The organism is Rhizobium sp. BT03 (genome assembly GCF_030053155.1).
Classification (GTDB): Bacteria; Pseudomonadota; Alphaproteobacteria; order Rhizobiales; family Rhizobiaceae; genus Rhizobium.
The window spans coordinates 818133-838632 of sequence record NZ_CP125640.1; the positions used below are offsets into that span (position 1 = coordinate 818133).

At 59.5% G+C, this 20500-nt stretch carries 17 protein-coding genes; 9 read left to right on the forward strand and 8 right to left on the reverse strand.

What is annotated here, in order from left to right; genetic code table 11:
• Positions 1–148 precede the first annotated feature (148 nt).
• Both QMO80_RS04055 and QMO80_RS04060 read right to left on the reverse strand, forming a co-directional pair.
• Positions 149–367: a hypothetical protein gene (locus QMO80_RS04055; RefSeq protein WP_049734210.1), complete on the reverse strand. Its 219-nt coding sequence runs from the start codon at positions 365–367 to the stop codon at positions 149–151.
• Between the two features lie 26 nt (positions 368–393).
• Positions 394–2328 (reverse strand): hypothetical protein, encoded by a 1935-nt coding sequence (locus QMO80_RS04060; RefSeq protein WP_283198991.1) that lies wholly within the window; start codon positions 2326–2328, stop codon positions 394–396.
• A gap of 851 nt (positions 2329–3179) precedes the next feature.
• On the opposite strand from QMO80_RS04060, the gene QMO80_RS04065 reads away from it, so the two are divergent.
• The 6 genes from QMO80_RS04065 to QMO80_RS04090 all read left to right on the forward strand — a co-directional run bounded on the left by QMO80_RS04065 (position 3180) and on the right by QMO80_RS04090 (position 11730).
• Positions 3180–3956, forward strand: a complete 777-nt coding sequence (locus QMO80_RS04065; protein WP_283198992.1) for a competence/damage-inducible protein A — start codon at positions 3180–3182, stop codon at positions 3954–3956.
• Between the two features lie 104 nt (positions 3957–4060).
• The gene (locus QMO80_RS04070) at positions 4061–4903 is read left to right on the forward strand and encodes a universal stress protein (RefSeq protein WP_283198993.1); all 843 of its coding nucleotides are present in this window, start codon (positions 4061–4063) and stop codon (positions 4901–4903) included.
• Positions 4904–5120: 217 nt separating this feature from the next.
• A complete protein-coding gene (gpt, locus tag QMO80_RS04075; protein ID WP_049734206.1) occupies positions 5121–5615 on the forward strand; it encodes a xanthine phosphoribosyltransferase in 495 nt (164 codons plus the stop codon).
• 194 nt (positions 5616–5809) lie between these two features.
• A complete protein-coding gene (locus QMO80_RS04080) occupies positions 5810–6397 on the forward strand; it encodes a hypothetical protein (RefSeq protein WP_283198994.1) in 588 nt (195 codons plus the stop codon).
• A 590-nt stretch (positions 6398–6987) separates the two neighbouring features.
• Positions 6988–10803 (forward strand): vitamin B12-dependent ribonucleotide reductase, encoded by a 3816-nt coding sequence (locus QMO80_RS04085; RefSeq protein ID WP_283198995.1) that lies wholly within the window; start codon positions 6988–6990, stop codon positions 10801–10803.
• A 159-nt stretch (positions 10804–10962) separates the two neighbouring features.
• Positions 10963–11730, forward strand: coding sequence for a hypothetical protein (locus QMO80_RS04090; protein ID WP_283198996.1), 768 nt, complete (start codon positions 10963–10965; stop codon positions 11728–11730).
• Positions 11731–11855: 125 nt separating this feature from the next.
• Here the strand turns inward: QMO80_RS04090 and QMO80_RS04095 are convergent, their stop codons facing one another.
• On the reverse strand, positions 11856–13016 hold the full coding sequence (locus QMO80_RS04095) for a hypothetical protein (RefSeq protein WP_283198997.1): 1161 nt from the start codon (positions 13014–13016) through the stop codon (positions 11856–11858).
• A 311-nt stretch (positions 13017–13327) separates the two neighbouring features.
• On the opposite strand from QMO80_RS04095, the gene QMO80_RS04100 reads away from it, so the two are divergent.
• Together QMO80_RS04100 and QMO80_RS04105 are read left to right on the forward strand one after the other, a co-directional pair.
• On the forward strand, positions 13328–14410 hold the full coding sequence (locus QMO80_RS04100; RefSeq protein WP_283198998.1) for a hypothetical protein: 1083 nt from the start codon (positions 13328–13330) through the stop codon (positions 14408–14410).
• Between the two features lie 135 nt (positions 14411–14545).
• Positions 14546–15016, forward strand: a complete 471-nt coding sequence (locus tag QMO80_RS04105) for an MEKHLA domain-containing protein (RefSeq protein ID WP_283198999.1) — start codon at positions 14546–14548, stop codon at positions 15014–15016.
• Between the two features lie 56 nt (positions 15017–15072).
• On the opposite strand, the gene maiA is transcribed toward QMO80_RS04105, so the two are convergent.
• Genes maiA through hppD form a run of 4 tightly spaced genes read right to left on the reverse strand, consistent with a single transcriptional unit; the run spans position 15073 to position 19275 of the window.
• On the reverse strand, positions 15073–15705 hold the full coding sequence (gene maiA / locus QMO80_RS04110) for a maleylacetoacetate isomerase (RefSeq protein WP_283199000.1): 633 nt from the start codon (positions 15703–15705) through the stop codon (positions 15073–15075).
• A complete protein-coding gene (locus QMO80_RS04115; RefSeq protein ID WP_283199001.1) occupies positions 15702–16727 on the reverse strand; it encodes a fumarylacetoacetate hydrolase family protein in 1026 nt (341 codons plus the stop codon). The genes maiA and QMO80_RS04115 overlap by 4 nt, the downstream gene beginning before the upstream one ends.
• A gap of 18 nt (positions 16728–16745) precedes the next feature.
• Positions 16746–18107 (reverse strand): homogentisate 1,2-dioxygenase, encoded by a 1362-nt coding sequence (gene hmgA, locus QMO80_RS04120; protein ID WP_283199002.1) that lies wholly within the window; start codon positions 18105–18107, stop codon positions 16746–16748.
• A gap of 58 nt (positions 18108–18165) precedes the next feature.
• The gene (hppD, locus tag QMO80_RS04125) at positions 18166–19275 is read right to left on the reverse strand and encodes a 4-hydroxyphenylpyruvate dioxygenase (protein ID WP_283199003.1); all 1110 of its coding nucleotides are present in this window, start codon (positions 19273–19275) and stop codon (positions 18166–18168) included.
• Between the two features lie 129 nt (positions 19276–19404).
• On the opposite strand from hppD, the gene QMO80_RS04130 reads away from it, so the two are divergent.
• Positions 19405–19905, forward strand: a complete 501-nt coding sequence (locus tag QMO80_RS04130) for an Lrp/AsnC family transcriptional regulator (protein WP_049733185.1) — start codon at positions 19405–19407, stop codon at positions 19903–19905.
• A gap of 42 nt (positions 19906–19947) precedes the next feature.
• Here the strand turns inward: QMO80_RS04130 and QMO80_RS04135 are convergent, their stop codons facing one another.
• Positions 19948–20409 carry an Lrp/AsnC family transcriptional regulator gene (locus QMO80_RS04135; RefSeq protein ID WP_064838158.1) on the reverse strand — a complete coding sequence of 154 codons (462 nt, stop codon included), beginning with the start codon at positions 20407–20409 and terminating at the stop codon, positions 19948–19950.
• Positions 20410–20500 lie beyond the last annotated feature (91 nt).

Sequence of the window (20500 nt, forward strand, 5' to 3'; positions counted from 1 at the left end):
ACGGCGAGCAGGTCTATTTCCCGCTCGCCGTCTCGCACTTCTGCACAGATTCTTAAGATCTGAATCCAAATAAATCACAGATAATCAAAAGTGCTACAGCTTCCGTCACGCGCCTGAAAGACGCAACGGCGCTATACCATCATCACGTCTAGCCGTCATAATGACCGGAGAATGCCGCTTCCGCAGACTTGACGGTGACAGCCACATTCACGCCCTTTGTCACCGTCGCGCCGGTGGCGCGAAGATCAGTTACCACTTTCAAACCACCCGCCTTGGGGACCGGGAGCGGCAATACGGTGCCGGCGTCCAGATCGGCGACCCAGAGCCCGTCTTGACCTTCAACACTAATAACAACAACTGTAGCCATGTTTTGCCCTTTCTAACGATTGAAGTTTAAAATCCAGCTCTCTTCAGGCCTTCACGATAAAGATCTTTATGCCACTGCTCTTTACTTGGAACTGCAGACAACCATTTGTCCACATCGAAGTCCGGATTGCCTTCACGAAACCTTCGTACGAAGATCCGCGCCTTGTCCTGATGACCCAACATGGCCCAACTTGCAGCAGACAACCTATCCGCTAAATTAGGATCGGCCATCTGCCCGATATAGTCCAGCGAAGCTTCGAATTCGCCGAGAGCATAGTTTGCTCCCGCAGCAGTCCAGAAATAGGTATCGGGACCGAGCGGGTTCAGCTCGATTGCCCGCTCGATCTTTCGCAAGGCCATGGCGGGGAGCGAACAATGAACCAAAGTGTCCGCATAGTCGGCAATCACGTCGGCGTAGTGCGGCGCAAGGCTTTCCGCCACTTCCATTGCTTCGGCGCTTTCATCGAAGGCGCCCTGCAAGAGTTTGGCGACACCGAGCTCACGATGGCCATCGGCGAAGTCCGGACTTGTCCCGGTGGCCTGTTTTGCAAAGGTCTCCGCCAATTGCAAAAGATCGATATCCCCCCGGGCCGTCAGCAACCACTCCTTGGAGTAGGTCCGCGCCATCGAACTCAGCGCCGGGGTGAAATCGGGGCTTACGCTGAGCGCGGCTTTCATTTCCTTGCGCACGCGCCGCAGGTTCGGAAGCGTCAGCCGCGCCAGATGCCGCCTGCCGACAAGATATCTGTGGTAGGCGACCGGATTCAGATCTTCGCGCAATGCCTCATGACGCTCGATTTCACTGGACACGGAGAGGGCGATCTGGCGGGCCACGACTCTCCTGTCTCTGGCAAGATCCATACGATCGAGGCTGAACCTTTCCGCCCAGACAATCTGATTCTGATCGAAAAAGATCAGCTGGGCGAACAGCGTCACTTCCTCGCCCATATTGCTGATCCGGGTGTCGAGGATATAGTTGACGCGATGCCGTTCAAAGAAGGCCTTCTGCGTCTCCACCTGGTGGCCGATTTGCACCGCCGAATACGGGGCGATGACCTCCAGACTGTTGAAGACGCAAAATCCGATCGTGATATCCTCCACCAAAGACGCGGCCAGAAAGCCGGCTTGCGGCCGAACGGATTGATTTCTGGGGGGAAGCAGCACCAGCCGGGGAATGGCAATCCGGATATCTTCCGGCTCGAGAGGCAGAGCAGCCTCGAGCTTCGCCTTTGACGACACGGATGGCGGACGCAGGGATTTCGCGTCACCCTCATCGGATCCGCTGCCCGCGGCGACAGCTCTCGCCGTCGAACTGCGCCGCTGTTCAAAATAGCTTCGAAGGGATTCGACCTCCCCTTCCGCCTTGAAGATCCGTATGAGCAGTTGCAGCGTTTCCGGATCCTTCGGCTCGGTCCGAAACAGGATAACCGCAGCCTTCCTCAGGAGCTCGGATTCCTTTTGCGACGGGGCCAGTTGGGACGCCGTTCTCAAAGTATGGGCGAGAAGCTCGTTATGGAAATTTTCACGTTCGGCGAGCCACCGCTGAAACTGACGGCTATGATTGTGAACCGGCTCCAGAAAAGGCTGGTTCATCAGCGTCACCAGCTGTCTCAGCCGGGAGAACGGCTCAACCTCCTCCTCCTCCTTGTCAGCCAGCAGCATGTCGGAAGACAGGGCCCCCCGGTCGAGGGTAAGCATATTGCCCTGAGACGAAAGGATGTTTACCCCGAGATCGTTTTGACGGGCCTTAATTCTCGAAATCACCTTCCGCAAAGTCGAAAGTGCCACATCCCTGTCGGCTTCGCCCCATAGAAAGCGCGCCAAGGTCGTTCGATCCGCCGAAGCTTGATCGGTTGTGAACAAATAGGCGAGAAGCAGCAGGCCTTTCTCAGGAAACGCGACAGCATTCCCCTCCCCGTCAACGAGCTGCAGCCTCCCGAAAGTCTTCAGAACAAAAGCCATTTCGCCCTATAAGTCACCACATGTCCCGATGTTCATGACGAAAAGTGAATGCACGTATTGCAACAGTAAAAATCGCAAACGCTACCCCTGCCAGCACTTTGTCCCAATGTTCGGCGAAATTCAACAAGCTTGTGTCGCAAGGGTTGTGCTCAGTTTTCTACGCTGGCTGGCATGAAATTTCGCAATCGACTGCCCCGCCATTGCATGGCGACGACGGCAATTTGAAAACTTCGTGACGCGCAGTTGCTTACCGAAGCTTTGGATCGGCGCGCCGGATCGCCGCTTTACTCCGGGATTCAGCTGGACATTCGAAACAACCAGGTGATGGAGGGCTTCCTGACTTTGAAACGGAATCGCACCTCACCACTGAATATCGGTTGAGAATGCCGCCTCTCTTTGTTAGCAGGGAGAACCACGCGGACGTGGTGGAATCGGTAGACACAAGGGACTTAAAACAAAATTGAGTGCACTGGCGGAAACGCCTGATGTAGAACTGCTCAAAGTCGGGGAAACCTGTCAGATGGCAATCCCGAGCCAAGCCCTGCAAGGGGAAGGTGTAGAGACTAGACGGGCAGCACCTAAGGCAGACGCTAGGGTGAAGGTATAGTCCAGACCACAAACGCCGGAAGGCGGCGGCGAAAGCCGTAGCGGTAAGAAAATCCCTCGGCTTAGGCTATGCGGGTTCGACCCCCGCCGTCCGCACCATATGCCGATATAAATCAGATCACCGACGAGCAGGCATTCGGCACTTCAGGCCTAAACCGCTTTGACTTTTCGGCATCATGCTCGGCTGTTTGCAAAGCGGCCGAAGGGCGCTACCTATTCACCAGCCTCACATCACGGAACATCCCATGAGCCACGCCACCGTTGTTACCGCCGCCATGCTCGCCATTGGCGACGAACTTCTTTCCGGCCGCACCAAGGACAAGAATATCGGCCACCTCGCCGACCTGCTCACGCTTTCCGGTATCGATCTCAAGGAGGTGCGCATCGTCGCCGACGACGAGGAGGCGATCGTCGAGGCGCTGAACGCACTTCGCGGCAAATATGATTACGTCTTCACCTCGGGCGGCATCGGGCCGACGCATGACGACATCACCGCCGATGCCGTTTCCAAGGCGTTCGGGGTGCCCTGCGAATATGATGAAGAGGCGATGAGGCTGCTGGCAGATATGTACCGGCGCCGCGAGATGGAATTCACCGAGGCGCGCCAGCGCATGGCGCGCATGCCGCGCGGATCCGTGCATATCGCCAATCCGGTGTCGACGGCGCCGGGCTTCATCATCGGCAATGTCCATGTGATGGCCGGCGTGCCGCAGGTTTTCCAGGCGATGGTCGACAATGTGCTGCCGACGCTTCGAACCGGCACGCCGGTGCTGTCGCTCGCGATCGCCTGCCCTTACGGCGAAGGCGAGATCGGCACGCCCTTGACGGCGATCCAGAAAGCCCATCCGGACACCAGCATCGGTTCCTACCCCCGCTATATCGGCCAGAAATTCTCGACCGAGATCGTCGTGCGCGGCCGCGCGCAGGCGGAAATCGATGCCGCCGGCGCCGAGGTGCACGCCATGATCGAGGCCATCCGCCAGAGGAAGGACATCGCCGAAAACCAATCCGCCGAGGCTTGAGGACAAGACCGGAACCGGGAGCAAGCTTGATTCCCGCTAGGGAGCGGGAGAACGGTCCGGGCATTCCTCCCTCGCGCACGCCATTTCAGCGCAAGGAGATTGATATGTCTTACAAAACCATTCTCGCCATTCTCGATACGGCGGACAATAGCGCCGCGGTTGCCGATTTCGCCTTTGCCATTGCCGCCGAGAGCGGTGCTCATGTGATCGGCCTGCATGCCGAAAACATCTCCGCCGTGCCGCTGGTGGCGCCGATGGAAATCCCCGATCCCGTCGCCGTGCAGGCGCTGCAGGACATGGCGCATAGCGAAACCATCGCGGTGGAGCGGATTTTCCGCGCCAAGGCTGAGGCCTCAGGCGGCTCCTCCGAGTGGCGCAGCTTTGCGACCTCCATCGGCTACGGCTCCGCACCGCTGATCGAAAGCGCGCGCAGCGCCGATCTCTTGATCGCCTCGCAGGCCGACCCGGCCAAAGCCTCCGACAGCCATGTCGACGTCGACAGCTTCCTCTTCGAAACCGGCCGGCCGGTGCTGATCATCCCCTACATCATCCGCCAGCCGAAGCCGATCAAGCGCGTGCTGATCGCCTGGAACGGCTCGAAGGAGGCGGCGCGTGCGACCTTCGATGCGCTGCCGATCCTGAAGGCCGCCGAGCAGGTCGAGATCTTTTCGGTCGATCCGGCCGATACGGCGCTGCAATCGCCGCTGACCGCAGGCGCAGAAATCGCCGCAACGCTCGCCCGCCACGGCGTGAAGACGACGCTTGCGACGGCCCGAAGCGTGGATAAGAACACCTCGCATGTTATCGAGAACCGGCTTTCGGACGACAGCATCGATCTTCTCGTCATGGGCGCCTATACCCATTCCTGGCTCTGGCAGATGATCTTCGGCGGCACGACGAAGACCTTGCTGCAATCGATGACGGCGCTGACGCTGTTGTCGCGCTGACCCACGCCGCGATCATTGGCGCTCTTGCCTTTTGACGGCAAATTCCGTTAATTGCGGCGACCGATGACGGTTTCGAGCCTCGGCCACAACTCGCGCAGTGCAGCGCGCGAACTCGCGCAGTGCAGCACGCGCGTTTCCTGTTTGGTCGATCGCCGCCTCAAGCCCGTCCGGTCGCCGACAAACGGCGTGTTGTTTTTTCATGCCGCGGAGCAGCCCGATGTCCCTTCCCGATAAAGCCTTTCCCGTCTCCTGGGATCAGTTCCACCGCGATGCGCGCGCCCTTGCCTGGCGGCTTGCCGGCCTTGACCAGACGTTCAAGGCGATCGTCTGCATCACCCGCGGCGGCCTCGTCCCGGCCGCGATCATTTCGCGCGAGCTGAACATCCGGCTGATCGAGACCGTCTGCGTCGCCTCCTATCATGATTATGTCAACCAGGGCGACATGACCCTGCTCAAGGGAATAGCGCCCGAGCTTGCCGAAAACGGCGGCGAAGGCGTGCTCGTCGTCGACGACCTGACGGATACCGGCAAGACCGCCGTCCAGGTGCGCACCATGCTGCCGCGGGCGCATTTCGCCTGTGTCTATGCCAAGCCGAAGGGCGTTCCGACGGTCGATACTTTCATCACCGAGGTAAGCCAGGATACCTGGATCTACTTCCCTTGGGACATGGGCTTCACCTACCAGGAGCCGATCGCCAAGGGACCGCGCTGAGCGCACAGATCACAGCGCGCACCCATCGTATTTACCACTTGAAATTGTTCCAGTTTTTGTCAGCGAGGTTTCCTGAATCCGCTATCGGGATATGCACATCTATTTTAACTTATTCGCATAAACTCGGCAGCTGCGAATGGCATCAAACTGCGCTTAAAGCGTGCAGGAAAACGATGCGGTAGAAGGAAACGACGATGGCGCGGTGGGGATATGTTGCGGTGGTTGCCGTCGGGCTGGCGGCATGTCTGCTTTCCCTCACGCCCGCCCGCGCCGAGCCTGCCTATATTTCCCTGGTGCGCGACTATGTCGAGACGCGGATCCGGCCGATGGTGGAAACGCCGCTGGTGCTGAAAGCCATCGCCGAGCAGAATGCCAAATTCACCGATGTCAGCGAAATCGACCTGCGGGTCCTCGACGAGACCTACCGGTCGGAGGTCGATCGGCACCATCTGCAGATGGTCCAGCTGCTGCTCGACAAATCCGTGTCGAATTATCTGAAAACCAGGCAGGACGCCTCGCAGGGGGCGATCGTCGAATTTTTCGTCACCGACAGTCATGGGCTGAATGTGGGGCAAAGCACCATCACCGCCGACTACTGGCAGGGCGACGAAGAGAAATACCTCAGAACCTTCGCCGACGGCTCCCGAGAGATCTTCATCGACCGGGCGGAACGCAACCAATCCACCCAGATGCTGGAAACGCAGGCGAGCTTCGTGGTCATTGATGAAGAGGACAGGCCGATCGGCGTCGCCACCGTCACCATCGCCATCGATGCGCTCTGAACAGGGCCGATTTCCGCGCCGAATCGGCATGCGCATTTGCACCGAAAATGCCATACCAAGATTTGCCGCCGGACGCTTTTTTGCCGTTCAAGCCTTTTCCTTAGCCGGCAGCGCCTGCAAGCCATTGTAATTTCAGGGCTCCCCGGCTTTCCCCAATCTCCACAGGCGCATCCACAAGATGTTGTGGTTAGCAATCAATTAACGGCCAGCCCTTGACGGAATCACCCGTTTCAAACTTACTGTCCCCGATGTTGCGGCGGCGACAGGACCGGAGGTAACGAGCCCGGTTCCCTATTGAAAATTAGGACGCGGAATCAGGGCGATGTGCCGGGAACGGTGTCAGGCCTGACAGGATCTCTGCGCGATTTTCAGCCTCCAAAAAAAGTGACGTCGGGACTGGCGATAATAAGCTGTTAATACTATATTTAGCGTTTGCAGCCACCATCACCACAAGATACAGGAAGGACATCTCCGGATGACACCCCTGTGACAATACGGAAACGAGACTGGCTGCACGACGACAATGTGCCGCCGGATAGAAATTTTGCGCCCCGGTCGCGGGGACCGGGCGCCAACACGAGGTCAAGACCATGCGCATCGAACGTCGTTTCACGAAGGCCGGGCAAGGCGCCTATGCGGATATCGAATTCCGCAAGGCGACGAGCGAGATCAAGAACCCCGACGGTTCGATCGTGTTCCGCCTCGAGAATATCGATGTTCCCGCGCAGTTCTCCCAGGTCGCGACCGATGTTCTGGCGCAGAAGTATTTCCGCAAGGCCGGCGTCCCCACCCGGCTGAAGAAGGTCGAGGAAAACGACGTTCCTTCCTTCCTGTGGCGCTCCGTTCCCGACGATGCGGCGCTGAAGGCCCTGCCCAAGGACGAACAGACCGGCTCCGAAATCGATGCGCGCCAGGTCTTCGACCGTCTCGCCGGCACCTGGACCTATTGGGGCTGGAAGGGCGGCTATTTCTCTTCGGAAGAAGATGCCGCCGCCTTCAAGGACGAGCTTGCCTATATGCTCGCCACCCAGCGCGTCGCGCCGAACTCGCCGCAGTGGTTCAACACCGGCCTCCACTGGGCCTACGGCATCGACGGCCCCGGCCAGGGCCATTTCTATGTCGACCCCTTCACCGGCAAGCTGACCAAGTCCAAGTCTGCCTACGAACATCCGCAGCCCCATGCCTGCTTCATCCAGTCCGTCGAGGACGATCTCGTCAACGAAGGCGGCATCATGGATCTGTGGGTGCGTGAGGCGCGCCTGTTCAAATACGGCTCCGGCACCGGCTCCAACTTCTCGATGCTACGCGGCGAAGGCGAAAAGCTTTCCGGCGGCGGCCGCTCCTCCGGCCTGATGAGCTTCCTGAAGATCGGCGACCGCGCCGCCGGCGCCATCAAATCGGGCGGCACGACGCGCCGCGCCGCCAAGATGGTGGTCGTCGATATCGACCATCCCGATATCGAGGAATACATCAACTGGAAGGTCAAGGAAGAACAGAAGGTCGCAGCCCTCGTCACCGGCTCGAAGGTCGTCGCCCGGCACCTGAAGACCATCATGAAAGCCTGCTTCAATTGCGAAGGTGGCGACAACGGCGACTGCTTCGATCCGGCCAAGAACCCTGCCCTGAAGCGCGAAATCCGCGCCGCCAAGAAGGACCAGGTTCCGGAGAACTACGTCCAGCGCGTCATCCAGTTCGCCCGCCAGGGCTACAAGGATCTTCAATTCAAGACCTACGACACGGATTGGGATTCGGAAGCCTATCTCACGGTCTCCGGCCAGAACTCCAACAATTCCGTCTCGATCAAGGACGACTTCCTGCGCGCCGTCGAAAATGACGGCGAATGGAAGCTGACCGCCCGCAAGGACGGCCGGGTGATGAAGACGCTGAAGGCGCGCGATCTCTGGGAAACGATTTCCTACGCCGCCTGGGCCTCGGCCGATCCGGGCATCCACTTCAACACGACGATGAACGACTGGCACACCTCGCCCGCCGGCGGCCCGATCCGCGGCTCGAACCCGTGCTCGGAATACATGTTCCTCGACGACACCGCCTGCAACCTTGCTTCGCTGAACCTCCTGCAGTTCAAGGACAAGGCCACCAAGCGCATCAACATCGCCGATTACGAACACGCCGTTCGCCTGTGGACTGTCGTGCTCGAAGTCTCGGTGATGATGGCGCAGTTCCCGTCGAAGCGCATTGCCGAACTCTCCTATGAATACCGCACGCTCGGCCTCGGCTACGCCAATATCGGCGGCCTGCTGATGTCGTCGGGTATTCCTTATGACTCCACTGAGGCTCGCGCCATTGCCGGCTCGCTGACCGCGATCATGACCGGCATCTGCTATGCGACCTCGGCCGAAATGGCGGCCGAACTCGGGCCGTTCCCGAACTTCGCGCCGAACCGCGAGAGCATGCTGCGGGTCATCCGCAACCATCGCCGCGCCGCTTACGGCGAAACCTCAGGCTATGAGGCGCTGTCGATCGACCCGGTCGCGCTGATCCATTCGGAAAACCCGGATCAGGATCTCGCCGCCCACGCCAAATCGGCCTGGGACAAGGCGCTCGCGCTCGGCGAACAGCATGGCTACCGCAATGCCCAGGTCTCGGTCATCGCCCCCACAGGCACGATCGGTCTCGTCATGGATTGCGACACGACAGGCATCGAGCCCGACTTCGCGCTGGTCAAGTTCAAGAAGCTCGCCGGCGGCGGCTACTTCAAGATCATCAACCGCGCCGTGCCGGACGCGCTGCGCACGCTCGGTTATTCCGAGAGCCAGATCGCCGAAATCGAGGCCTATGCCGTCGGCCATGGCAATCTCAACCAGGCGCCGGCGATCAACCCGTCGACGCTGAAGGCCAAGGGCTTTACCGACGAGAAGGTGGAAGCCGTCAACGCGGCGCTGAAGAGCGCCTTCGACATCAAGTTCGTCTTCAACCAGTGGACGCTCGGCGCCGACTTCCTGAAGGACACGCTGAAGGTTTCCGACGAACAGCTCGCCGACATGAGCTTCAACCTGCTCGACCATATGGGCTTCTCGAAGAAGGACATCGAAGCCGCCAACATTCATGTCTGCGGCGCGATGACGCTGGAAGGTGCGTCCTTCCTGAAGGCCGAGCATCTGCCGGTCTTCGATTGCGCCAATCCCTGCGGCAAGATCGGCAAGCGCTACCTTTCGGTGGAAAGCCATATCCGCATGATGGCGGCTGCCCAGCCCTTCATCTCCGGCGCGATTTCCAAGACGATCAACATGCCGAACGAGGCGACCGTCGAGGATTGCAAGAACGCCTACCTGCTCTCCTGGAAGCTCGGCCTCAAGGCCAACGCGCTCTATCGCGACGGCTCGAAGCTGTCGCAGCCGCTCAACGCCTCGCTGATCGAGGACGAGAACGACGAGGAAGCGCTGGAAGACCTGCTGCAGGCGCCGGTCGCCGCCCAGGCCGTCACCATCACCGAAAAGATTATCGAGCGGGTGATCGAACGCGTTTCGCGCGAACGCGAAAAGCTGCCGAACCGCCGCCAGGGCTATACCCAGAAGGCCGCCGTCGGCGGGCACAAGGTCTATCTCAGAACCGGCGAATTCGGCGACGGCCGCCTCGGCGAGATCTTCATCGACATGCACAAGGAAGGTGCTGCCTTCCGTGCAATGATGAACAATTTCGCCATCGCCATCTCGCTCGGCCTGCAATATGGCGTGCCGCTCGAGGAATATGTCGAGGCCTTCACCTTCACCAAGTTCGAGCCGGCCGGCATGGTCATCGGCAACGACGCGATCAAGAACGCCACCTCGATCCTCGACTACGTCTTCCGCGAGCTTGCCGTCTCCTATCTCGGCCGTCATGACCTCGCCCATGTTGATACGTCGGATTTCTCCAACACCGCACTCGGCAAGGGCATCCAGGAAGGCAAGACCAACCTGCTGTCGACCGGCTGGACCCGCGGCTACAAGCCGACGCTGGTGTCCGGCACCGGCGGCGAACGCCAGGCGGGCGAACCCAAGGGTGCTGCCACATCAGCGCCTGCCCGCGCCGCGTCGACCGGCACGGTCACCGCCTTTGCAGGAAGTGCTGCCCGCAAGCTGGAACCGACGGTCGCCATCTCCACCTCCGAAATCGTCGCCTTCAAGCGCGATTACGAGGAGCGCGCCAAGGAATTGGCCGAAGAGATCGCCGAAGAGGTGATGGAGGAAATCGCCAGCGACGCCACCGCCCTCTTCTCCGACAAGGCTGCAGCCGACGCGGCTACGGCCAAGACCGAAGCCAAGAAGGTGGAAGCCGAACGCCGCCAGCGCTCGATCATGCAGGGCTATACCGGCAACATGTGCTCGGAGTGCCAGAACTTCACCATGGTGCGGAATGGCACCTGCGAGAAGTGCGACACGTGCGGGGCTACGAGCGGGTGCAGCTGATTGCTCTGAAGCGAAGAGCTGAGGCAGGAACTCGCCAAACCGGGTGAGTGTTGGCCAAAGCGGAAGCTAAACCTGGCTAACCGCTACAAGCATACAAACACAGATTTTCCAGGCACCCACGGTGCCTGGAAATTGTCGACGTGAGAGGGGAGCTCACTGATGGCGGACCTGGCTTTTATTGCAAACTCGATTCGTCGAAGGGCAGGTCGATTCAAAAAGTCGGTGATGCTCACTGCGGCATCGATGACAGCGGTGCTTGCGGGCTGCACGACCATCGATTTTGGCGATCTGCGGGCTGGCACTTTCTCTGGAACGTTGATCGTCATGTGGGTCGGTGAAGGTGACGGGGCCGGCGATGGGAAGTTCGTTTTCGTTCCCGACCCAGATGCCCCACTGACGTTTCTTCGTCCTGGCGCCAAATCGGCTCCGATCATTCCAAGCGTCATGTACACCGACGGCGGCTCTGTTCCGAAGATCGTTCAGCCGTTCAAGGGCTTTAATCCGTGGGGCTATGCGCCCGCTTACATGATCCATGACTGGATTTTCACCGCGCGGCATTGCCTCGATGACGGGCGGCGAGATCCAATCTACACTGCGGTCGAACACATTGACTTCCACGACTCGGCCGTCGTCCTTGGCGAAGCGATTCATACTTTGATGAAGAAAAACCTCGTTTCCGAGAACGATGTTGCGAAACAGGCGATCACCGAGGCAGTCAATAGCCCGATCGCTGCGAGGATCTGGAAGGGGCACCACGGCCAATGCGAGGATGACGCCGTGAAGCCAGAGCATCTACGTGAGATCGAGAAGTTCCTGGCTGGATCGACGACCGACGAAGCGAAGAGGCGCAACCTGAACATTGCAGGAGCCGCCAACTCACTGAGACGACCGTCGCGCGCTGTCGAAGTCGGCAGGGTGACATTTTAGACTAGCTGCCCACCAGCAGCACGCTCTTCAAGTGCGCCTCATGAGATGGCGTGACGGTGACAGTCAATAAAAAGCGGACAAGCCGCTAATTCAGCTGATTGCGGCTGCCTTAGATTTCAATTGGCTCACTGTTCGACCGTTAATGCACTGAAGGGATTATCAGCGGAGGATGGGTCTTCCAAAGCACGGCGAATGTGGTTCGAAATCTCAGCCTTATAGGATGCCATCTTCGGGACGAACGTATAGAGGTTCGTTGTGTCGATGGTTGTCGTTCTTGTCTGATTGACGTCGAAAGGTATTCTGTCGGCAGACCTAATCATCTGAACCACAGGGAGATTTCGGGCATGTCGTATAGCGAGCTCGTAGAAGACATTCGGGTTATGATATGAAAGATCGGCCACCACTAGTCGCGCTTTCAACAAGTATTGAAAAATTTGCTTTGTTATTAGGCCAGACTCCTGAATTTCGTCTGCCCTCTTTACTTCAAATCCCTGATCTTCCAGCACAGGGCGTACCAATTGTTCTAGTATCAAGTCCGAGTGCTGTCGATACTCGCTTGAGGCGTCACCGATAGGGCCAATGAAAAAGCAAAGGCGATCGAACTGTGCATCGGAGTGGACAACCATGCCATTTCCGTCTGAGGACCGACTGTAAGTCCTTGACCCAGCAGCGGCTGGCTTTGATGATGATGATATTTGTTCGAGTGCATGCTCAGTGGTCAGGATGCGTTCGACGCCTGACAAAACGTTCAGAAGACCAACGAAGCGTAGGTTCACCAGCCACGTCTCGATGCACTCTTTCTTCTGATGTTCCGGGACGCCAAAGGCTACAGCATTATCTTCCAAGATTGGGGTCGCCGGTAATTTCTGACCCGCGAATTGCTCATAGAGTTGCTTGAAGATTTCAACGGTATTCACTGCCAGCTTGATACGAGCTTTCGTCCGCTCGCGCTCCGTAACATCATCGCTGGTGGCAACATCACCATCAGGGGTTAGTTGAAGGTGCTCGCTTTGGACGCCTCCCGATGTTAGCCCATATCGACCAGCTGCAATTATCAGCGTTCTGCTCATACTGCTTTCGGGTGACTTTCCCATTGCGTTAAAAATGGTGAGGCGACGAACAGAGTTAGAACCCGCCGACTTCTGAATTGCCAGCGCGAGCTGCATCGCTTCTTCGAATGATTGCGCTGGGAATGGTCTCTGTGCGGCCCGACCACGTGGTGTTTTCACTTCCGTTGTTTCTGGGGTGGCGGGCTCGACGACTGACGCTTTCTTACGTGGCATCACGAATCACTCCTGGTGGCAACGGCTGGAAGTGAAATCTACTTTTGGGAGAACGGCGAGAGCACTCGTTACTCGAGGAGTTATACAATAGAAACTACTTGCTCTCCATGAAGGCTGCGTTGAGAGAAGGCTGGGTCCGGGCCTGTCATCCTTCAGTGCCCGACGCGCGGGGCATGGAGGATGATCACTGTTCTCGGCACCATAGGATCAGAACATTAGGAGTCGCAACGCGGCATCGTAGTGGATGGTCGAAGAGACGTTGCTTTCGCGCCAGTATCAACTCGTACTTCCGCCAACCGTGAGGACGATGACATTTGTATCAGATCGAGACCGGCGCGAAGGAATGTCATAGCGGATTGCCGGAGATTGGCGTGCGGTCTCATCTTTCACTTCGATCCACCGGCCGAGCCTCTCCGGAGGGTTGCACGATCAGTCTTGCAAAACATTCCTCGCAATGTTCAATAACCCTCGCAAAGGCGGGGGAATCGATGCGTTACACTGTTGCTGGCTTGCTGTTTCTATGCGCGTTTCCTCTGTCTGCGGCGGAAATCACGCGCGAGCCGTTGGAGGGTGACACGGACCTGATCTCCGTCACCGGCGTCCTGAACGAAGGTGACGAAATCCTCTTCAGGAACGTCGCCGCGGCGCCCAACAAGGCGCTGGTTTTTCTGAACAGCGAGGGCGGGGATCTCAAAGCCGGAATCGAGATCGGGCGGGCGATCCGCCTTCGAAACTTTGCCACCGCGGTCCCACCGGGGACTTTGTGCGCTTCAGCCTGCGCCCTCACCTGGCTTGCCGGTTCGCCGCGCATGCTTGAGGCCACATCCAATCTCGGCTTCCACGCCGCCTATCGCGTGATTGACGGCAAGGCCAGCGAGAGCGGCGTCGCCAACGCGCTTGTGGGAGCCTACCTCAACCAGCTAGGATTGTCCGACACCGCCATCGCTTTCGTAACCTCGGCGCCGCCTGAAGGCATCGAATGGCTGACCCCTGACAAGGCCCAGGGCGTGGGCATTGCCTACCAGGCGGTTCAACTGGACGCGGCGAATGCGACGTCCGAGGAGGGTAAGACGTTGCCGTATGATCCGATGGGCACGGTGACGGCGTTCTACTCCGCACTCGCGGTCGCCGATGGTGAAACCGCCTCGGCTCTGGTCATTCCGGAAAAGCGCGGCAAAGGCCCCTTCAACGAAGCGTCGATCCATGCCTTCTTCGGCGCGATGTCGCAGCCGCTCAAACTCACCGGCACGGCGCTGCGCGGCAATGACAATGTCCGGGTTTCCTACGAATATGTCACCAACGACGGCCGCCGCTGCCAGGGGCGCGCCGATGTCCAGACCACCTACGCATTCGGCAAGACGTTGCTTTCGAAAATCACGGCGCTGGACGGCTGCTGAGCGTCTTCGCCCTGCCACAGTCACTGCAGCTGACCGCATCTGCTTCAGGCAAGCTGGCCCCGCAGTTGCTCGTCTCCGGATTTGCGCGCTCGGCTATGCCGCCTGCACCGAAGCTTTTGACCAGCGAGGCACTTCGTGACATCACCCTATGACAATCACGCCCTCGACCTGACGAGCGATCCCGATTTCTTCTCGCTGCTGACCGGCAGCCACCTGCGCATCGTCGGTCGTCCTCTTGTCCAGGGCGGACAGGGGCCGGGCTGGCTTTACCGCGATGCGCCTTTCGTGGTCCTCGCGCACAATACCCTGCCCGATCCGCGCTTCATCTATGCGAACCGCACGGCGCAGAACTGCTTCGAATATGACTGGGATGAATTCATCTCGTTGCCGTCGCGGCTTTCGGCCGAGCAGCCTGACCGCGCCGAGCGTCAGCGGCTGCTGGATAGCGTGACCCGCGATGGGTTTGTCGAGAATGGCCGCGGCGTCAGGATCGCAAAATCGGGGCGCCGTTTCTGGATCGAGAACGTGACCGTCTGGCAGCTTATCGATGAAACGGGCAAGCGGCTGGGCCAGGCTGCAACGTTCCCGTCGTGGCGGGACGCGTAGTCCTCCGTCCAATCGCCGGCCTCATCAGCCTGATGCGTTGTCCCCGGGCGGTGACGTCACGGCTTTACGCGGTCGGGATGCGCCGCCTGGAAGGCCGGCAGTTCGGCGCATCTGGCGTCGATATCGACGATGCGCTTGAGATGCGTGAGATCAACACCCCAGCGGCGGGCGTTGTAGACCTGCGGGACAAGGCAGAGGTCGACCATCGTCGGTGTCTTGCCGAAGCTGAAGGTTCCGCCGGCTTCGCCGATCATCGCCTCCAGTTTGCACAATCCGTCGGCGATGAAATGCTCCATCCATTCTTCGCGGGCGTCGGCCTTGTCGGTCATGGTCATGAGATGCGTCACGACATGCATATTGCAGATCGGATGGATGTCCATGGCGACCGCATAGGCCAGCGCGCGCACATGCTGGCGGCCGGCGCTGTCTCCTGGCAGCAATCCGTATTCCGGCCGCAGTTCGGCCAGATATTCGATGATGGCAAGCGACTGGGTGAGAACCTGTCCATCGATCACCAGGGTCGGTACCAGCCCCTGCGGGTTGAGCGTGAGATAGTCCGGCGCCCTCTGGGCGCCCTCCAGCAGATTGACCGGCACCGTCCTGTAGTCGATCTCCAGCAGGTTGAGCGCGATGCGGACGCGATAACTCGCCGACGATCGCCAATAGTCGTAAAGAACGACCTCGCTCATTGCGGCCCCTCTCCTCCACAGCGTTCGACGGTCTGCTCGATCGCCCCGAAGATCGAATGGCCGGCACGATCCTTCATCTCGATGCGGACCTGATCGCCGAAGCGCATAAAGGGCGTCTTCGGCGCGCCGGTTTCGATCGTCTCGATCATCCGGATCTCGGCGATGCAGGAATAGCCGTCGCCGCCGTCTTCGACCGGTCTGCCCGGGCCGCCGTCCCGCTTGTTGGACACCGTTCCCGAGCCGATGATCGTTCCGGCCGTCAGACTGCGGGTTTTGGCGGCATGGGCGATCAACTGGCCGAAATCAAAGGTCATGTCGATGCCGGCATTGGCCTTGCCGAAAGGCTTGCCGTTCAGGTTCACCAGCAGCGGCAGATGCAGCCGGCCGCCATCCCAAGCGTCGCCAAGCTCGTCCGGCGTCACCGCCACAGGCGAAAAGGCCGAAGCCGGTTTGGACTGGAAGAAACCGAACCCCTTGGCCAGCTCGTCGGGGATCAGGCCGCGCAGCGACACGTCGTTGACGAGCACCACCAGACGGATGGCGCCGCGGGCGGCCTCCGGGCTCGCCCCCATGGCAACGTCGCCGGTAATGACGGCGACCTCGCCCTCCATGTCGATCCCATAGGCCTCGTCGGCCGCGACGATCGGATCGCGCGGCCCGAGGAAACCATCCGAACCGCCCTGATACATCAGCGGATCGGTCCAGAAGCTTGCCGGCATTTCGGCGCCGCGGGCCTTGCGCACCAGTTCGACATGGTTGACGTAAGCGGAACCGTCGGCCCATTGATAGGCCCGTGGCAAAGGTGACGTTACGTCATGCTCGTGAAAGCGAAGCGTCGGCTGGGCTCCGGTCTCGATGCCTTCGGCAATCAGCGCAAGTCTCGGCGCCACATGCTCCCAGTCGTCGAGCGCTGCCTGCAGCGTGCGGGCGATATGGCCGACTTCGGAGCAGCGGGTCAGGTCACGCGACACGACGACGAGGCGGCCGTCCCTGGTGGAGTCCTTCAAGGTCGCAAGTTTCATGTTCCAATTCCGATGTTGTCACTTGATACCGGGGGTTCCGTCGAACTTGCGTTCCAGCCCGTCCCAGCATTCGAGGTAATCCTCCTGCAGCGTTTCCAGCTCGGCGGCGTATTTCGTCAGTTGCTGCGGGTATCGGGTCTCGAACATGAAGGCCATGGTGTGATCGAGCTTCACCGGTTTGAGCTCGGCATTGGCTGCCTTTTCGAAAGCGAGCGCGTCCGGCCCGTGCGGCAGCATCATATTGTGCAGGCTGATGCCACCCGGCACGAATCCCTCCTCCTTGGCGTCATACTGGCCGTGGATCAGGCCCATGAACTCGCTCATGATGTTGCGGTGATACCAGGGCGGACGGAAACTGTGCTCGGCGACCAGCCAGCGCGGCGGAAAGATCACGAAATCGACATTGGCGGTGCCGGCATCTTCGGTCGGCGCCGTCAGCACCGAGAAAATCGACGGATCGGGGTGATCGAAGCGGATGGCGCCGACGGGAGAAAATGTCCTGAGGTCGTATTTGAACGGCGCGTAGTTGCCGTGCCAGGCGACGACATCGAGCGGCGAGTGGCCGATCTCGGTGACATAGAATTTGCCGCACCACTTCACATGGACACGGCACGGCGTTTCCTTGTCCTCGAAGGCGGCGACCGGCGTCTTGAAATCGCGCGGGTTCGCCAGGCAGTTGGCGCCGATCGGGCCGCGGTCCGGCAGCGTGAATTTGGCGCCGTAGTTTTCGCATATATAACCACGCCAGGCCGGCTGCTCGCCGATCCTGAGGATCTTGAACATCATGCCGCGGGGGATGAGGCATATTTCCAGCGGCTCGACATCCATGATGCCCATTTCGGTGAATACTTTGATGGCGCCGAGCTGCGGCACGATCAGCAGTTCGCCGTCGGCATTGAAGAAGTAATCGTCGACCATGTCCTCATTGAAGACATAGGCATGGGCCGACATGCCCACCTGGGTCACGGCATCGCCTGCCGTCGTGATCGTCCGTACTCCTTCCAGAAAATTCAGTCTTTCGGTCGGCGCAGGGATAGGGTCCCAGCGAAGCTGGCCGAGAGGCAGCGAATGCTCGTCGAGGCAGGGCGCGGTCTTCCAGAGCGGATAGGAAGCGTTGGAGAAGCGCCGCGTGTGGCGCACGCTCGGGCGGATGCGGTAAAGCCAGGACCTTTCGTTCGTGCCGCGCGGCGCGGTGAAGGGCGAGCCGGAAAGCTGCTCGGCATAAAGACCGTAATTGCATTTCTGCGGGCTGTTCTGGCCCTGCGGCAAGGCGCCGGGAAGCGACTCGGTTTCGAAATCGTTGCCGAAGCCCGGCATATATTTCAGTGTGTCCGTCGCCGCGGCTTCGCCGTCGACCGTCTGGATCGATGTCTGGTCCATGCTCAACTCCTCCCATCACTCTCCGGCGCCGCGCGTCCTTTCAGACGCGCGAGAGAGTTTACTCCGCTGCCGTCCCGATGACACCACGTTTGATCTGGTCGGCCTCGATCGACTCGAACAGAGCGCGGAAATTGCCTTCGCCGAAGCCTTCGTCGCCCTTGCGCTGGATGAATTCGAAGAAGATTGGGCCGATCACTGTTTTGGAGAAGATCTGCAGCAGGATTTTCGTCATGCCGCCATTCACTACGCCTTCGCCGTCGATGAGGATGCCGTGCTTCTTCATGCGCTCGATCGGTTCACTGTGGCCGTTCACCCGTTCATAGGACATGTCGTAATAGGTCTCCGGCGGCCCCGGCATGAAGCGCAGCCCGTTGTCGGCAAGCCGGTCGGTGGCGCCGTAAATATCCTCGGTGCCGACGGCGATGTGCTGGATGCCCTCGCCCCGGTACTTCTTCAGATATTCCTCGATCTGGCTGGTGTCGTCCTTCGATTCATTCAACGGAATGCGGATCTTGCCGCAGGGCGAAGTGATGGCGCGGCTCACCAGACCGGTGATCCGGCCGTCAATATCGAAGAAGTGGATCTGCTTGAAGTTGAACAGCTCGCGGTAGAAATCCCACCACTTGTCCATGTTGCCGCGGAAGACATTGTGCGTGAGGTGGTCGAGATAATAGAAGCCGATCCCCTCGGGGCGCGGGTTAGGCTCGCCCAGCCAATCGAATTCGGCATCGTAGGCCGATCCCTTGGCGCCATAGGTTTCGACGAAATAAAGCAGCGAGCCGCCGATGCCGACAATTGCCGGGACGTCGAGCATCTTGTCATCGCCTTCATAGGGAACGGCGCCCTTCGACACCGCATGGTCGAAAGCGTGCCTGGCGTCGACGACACGCCAGGCCATCGATGCTGCGCAGGGACCGTGCTTTTCGACAAAGCGGGCGGCGTGACTGCCGGGCTCGGCATTGACGACATAGTTGATGTCGCCCTGGCGCCAAACGGTGATGTCTTTGGTCTTGTGCCTGGCGACGGCAGCGTAGCCCATGTGTGTGAAGAGTTCGCTGAGCTTTTCGGGTTCGGGATGCGCGAACTCGACGAACTCGAAGCCATCGGTGCCGGCCGGGTTGTCGGCGGTGATTTCGGATGGCGGCGCATCATGCGGAAAAGGACCCATTTTCTCCTCCTGACTGGATAGAGTTTAACTGCGCAAAGTGTGGCCCAAAACGCGCGCAATATCCTTGCATTCTTCATGCTTTTAGAACAAATTATGCATGATTCGTGAGTGTTTTGGAGATTTTATGCAATGGATGAACAGATCGACAAATTGGATTTGCGGCTGCTGCAGGAACTGCAAAAGGACGGCAGGCTGACGAATAACGAACTGGGCGATCGGATCGCGCTTTCACCGTCGCAATGCTCGCGCCGGCGGACGCGACTGGAGGCGGAAGGCTATATCCGCAGCTACCGGGCCTATCTCGACCGGGAAAAGCTGGGGCTGGATATGCTGGTGGTCATTTCCGTGACGCTTGCGACCCACAACAGAGACAATGCCCAGCGTTTCTCCCAGCTGATCAATGGACTGCCGGAAGTTCTCGAAGCCTATGCGCTGACCGGTGAAATGGACTACCACCTGAAGGTGGCGACCCGCGGGCTCGCCGACCTCTCGAAGTTCGTCAACGATGTTCTGTTGCCGCATGAGTCTGTACAGCACGTGAAGACCTCGATCGTGCTCGACACGCTGAAGACCTTCGAGGGCTTTCCGGTGCGCATGCCCGGCAGCTGGCACGGCGACAGCGCGCGATGACCTTCAATCGTCACCGACCGGAGACTTGTTTGGCGATAAGCGTCAAAGCGGCAGTTCGGTCGAGAATTTCAGCTCGCGCAGCACGAAGCTCGAAACCACCGTGCGCACATGCGGGTTGCGCATGAGGTAGCGGGTCATGAAGGCTTCGTAGCTTTCCACGTCCCGCGCCCGGATCTTCAGCATGTAATCGAAAGCGCCCGACAAGGCATAGCACTCCATGATCTCCGGCCGCTCCAGCACCACCGACGCGAAGGAGGCGACCGCCTCTTCGTGGTGATCCTCCAGCGTGACATGGGCGATTACGCAGAGTTTAAGATCGAGTTTGCCGGGGTCGAGCAGCGTCACGCGCTTGCGGATGACGCCGTCGGCTTCCAGTTCCTGGATCTTCCGCCAGGCCGAACTCTGCGACATGCCGGCCTTCTCAGCCAGATCTGCCAGCGAAAGGCTGCCGTCGGCCTGGATGAGCTGCAGAAGGGTGCGGCGAAAGTTCCCAGTTTCTTTCATTTTCTGCGCAATCCTCGGGAAAATCTGCCACCATTATGGCGAAAGCCAAGATGAAAGAAAAGAAAATCCGCCAAAGCTGGAGGATAATGGC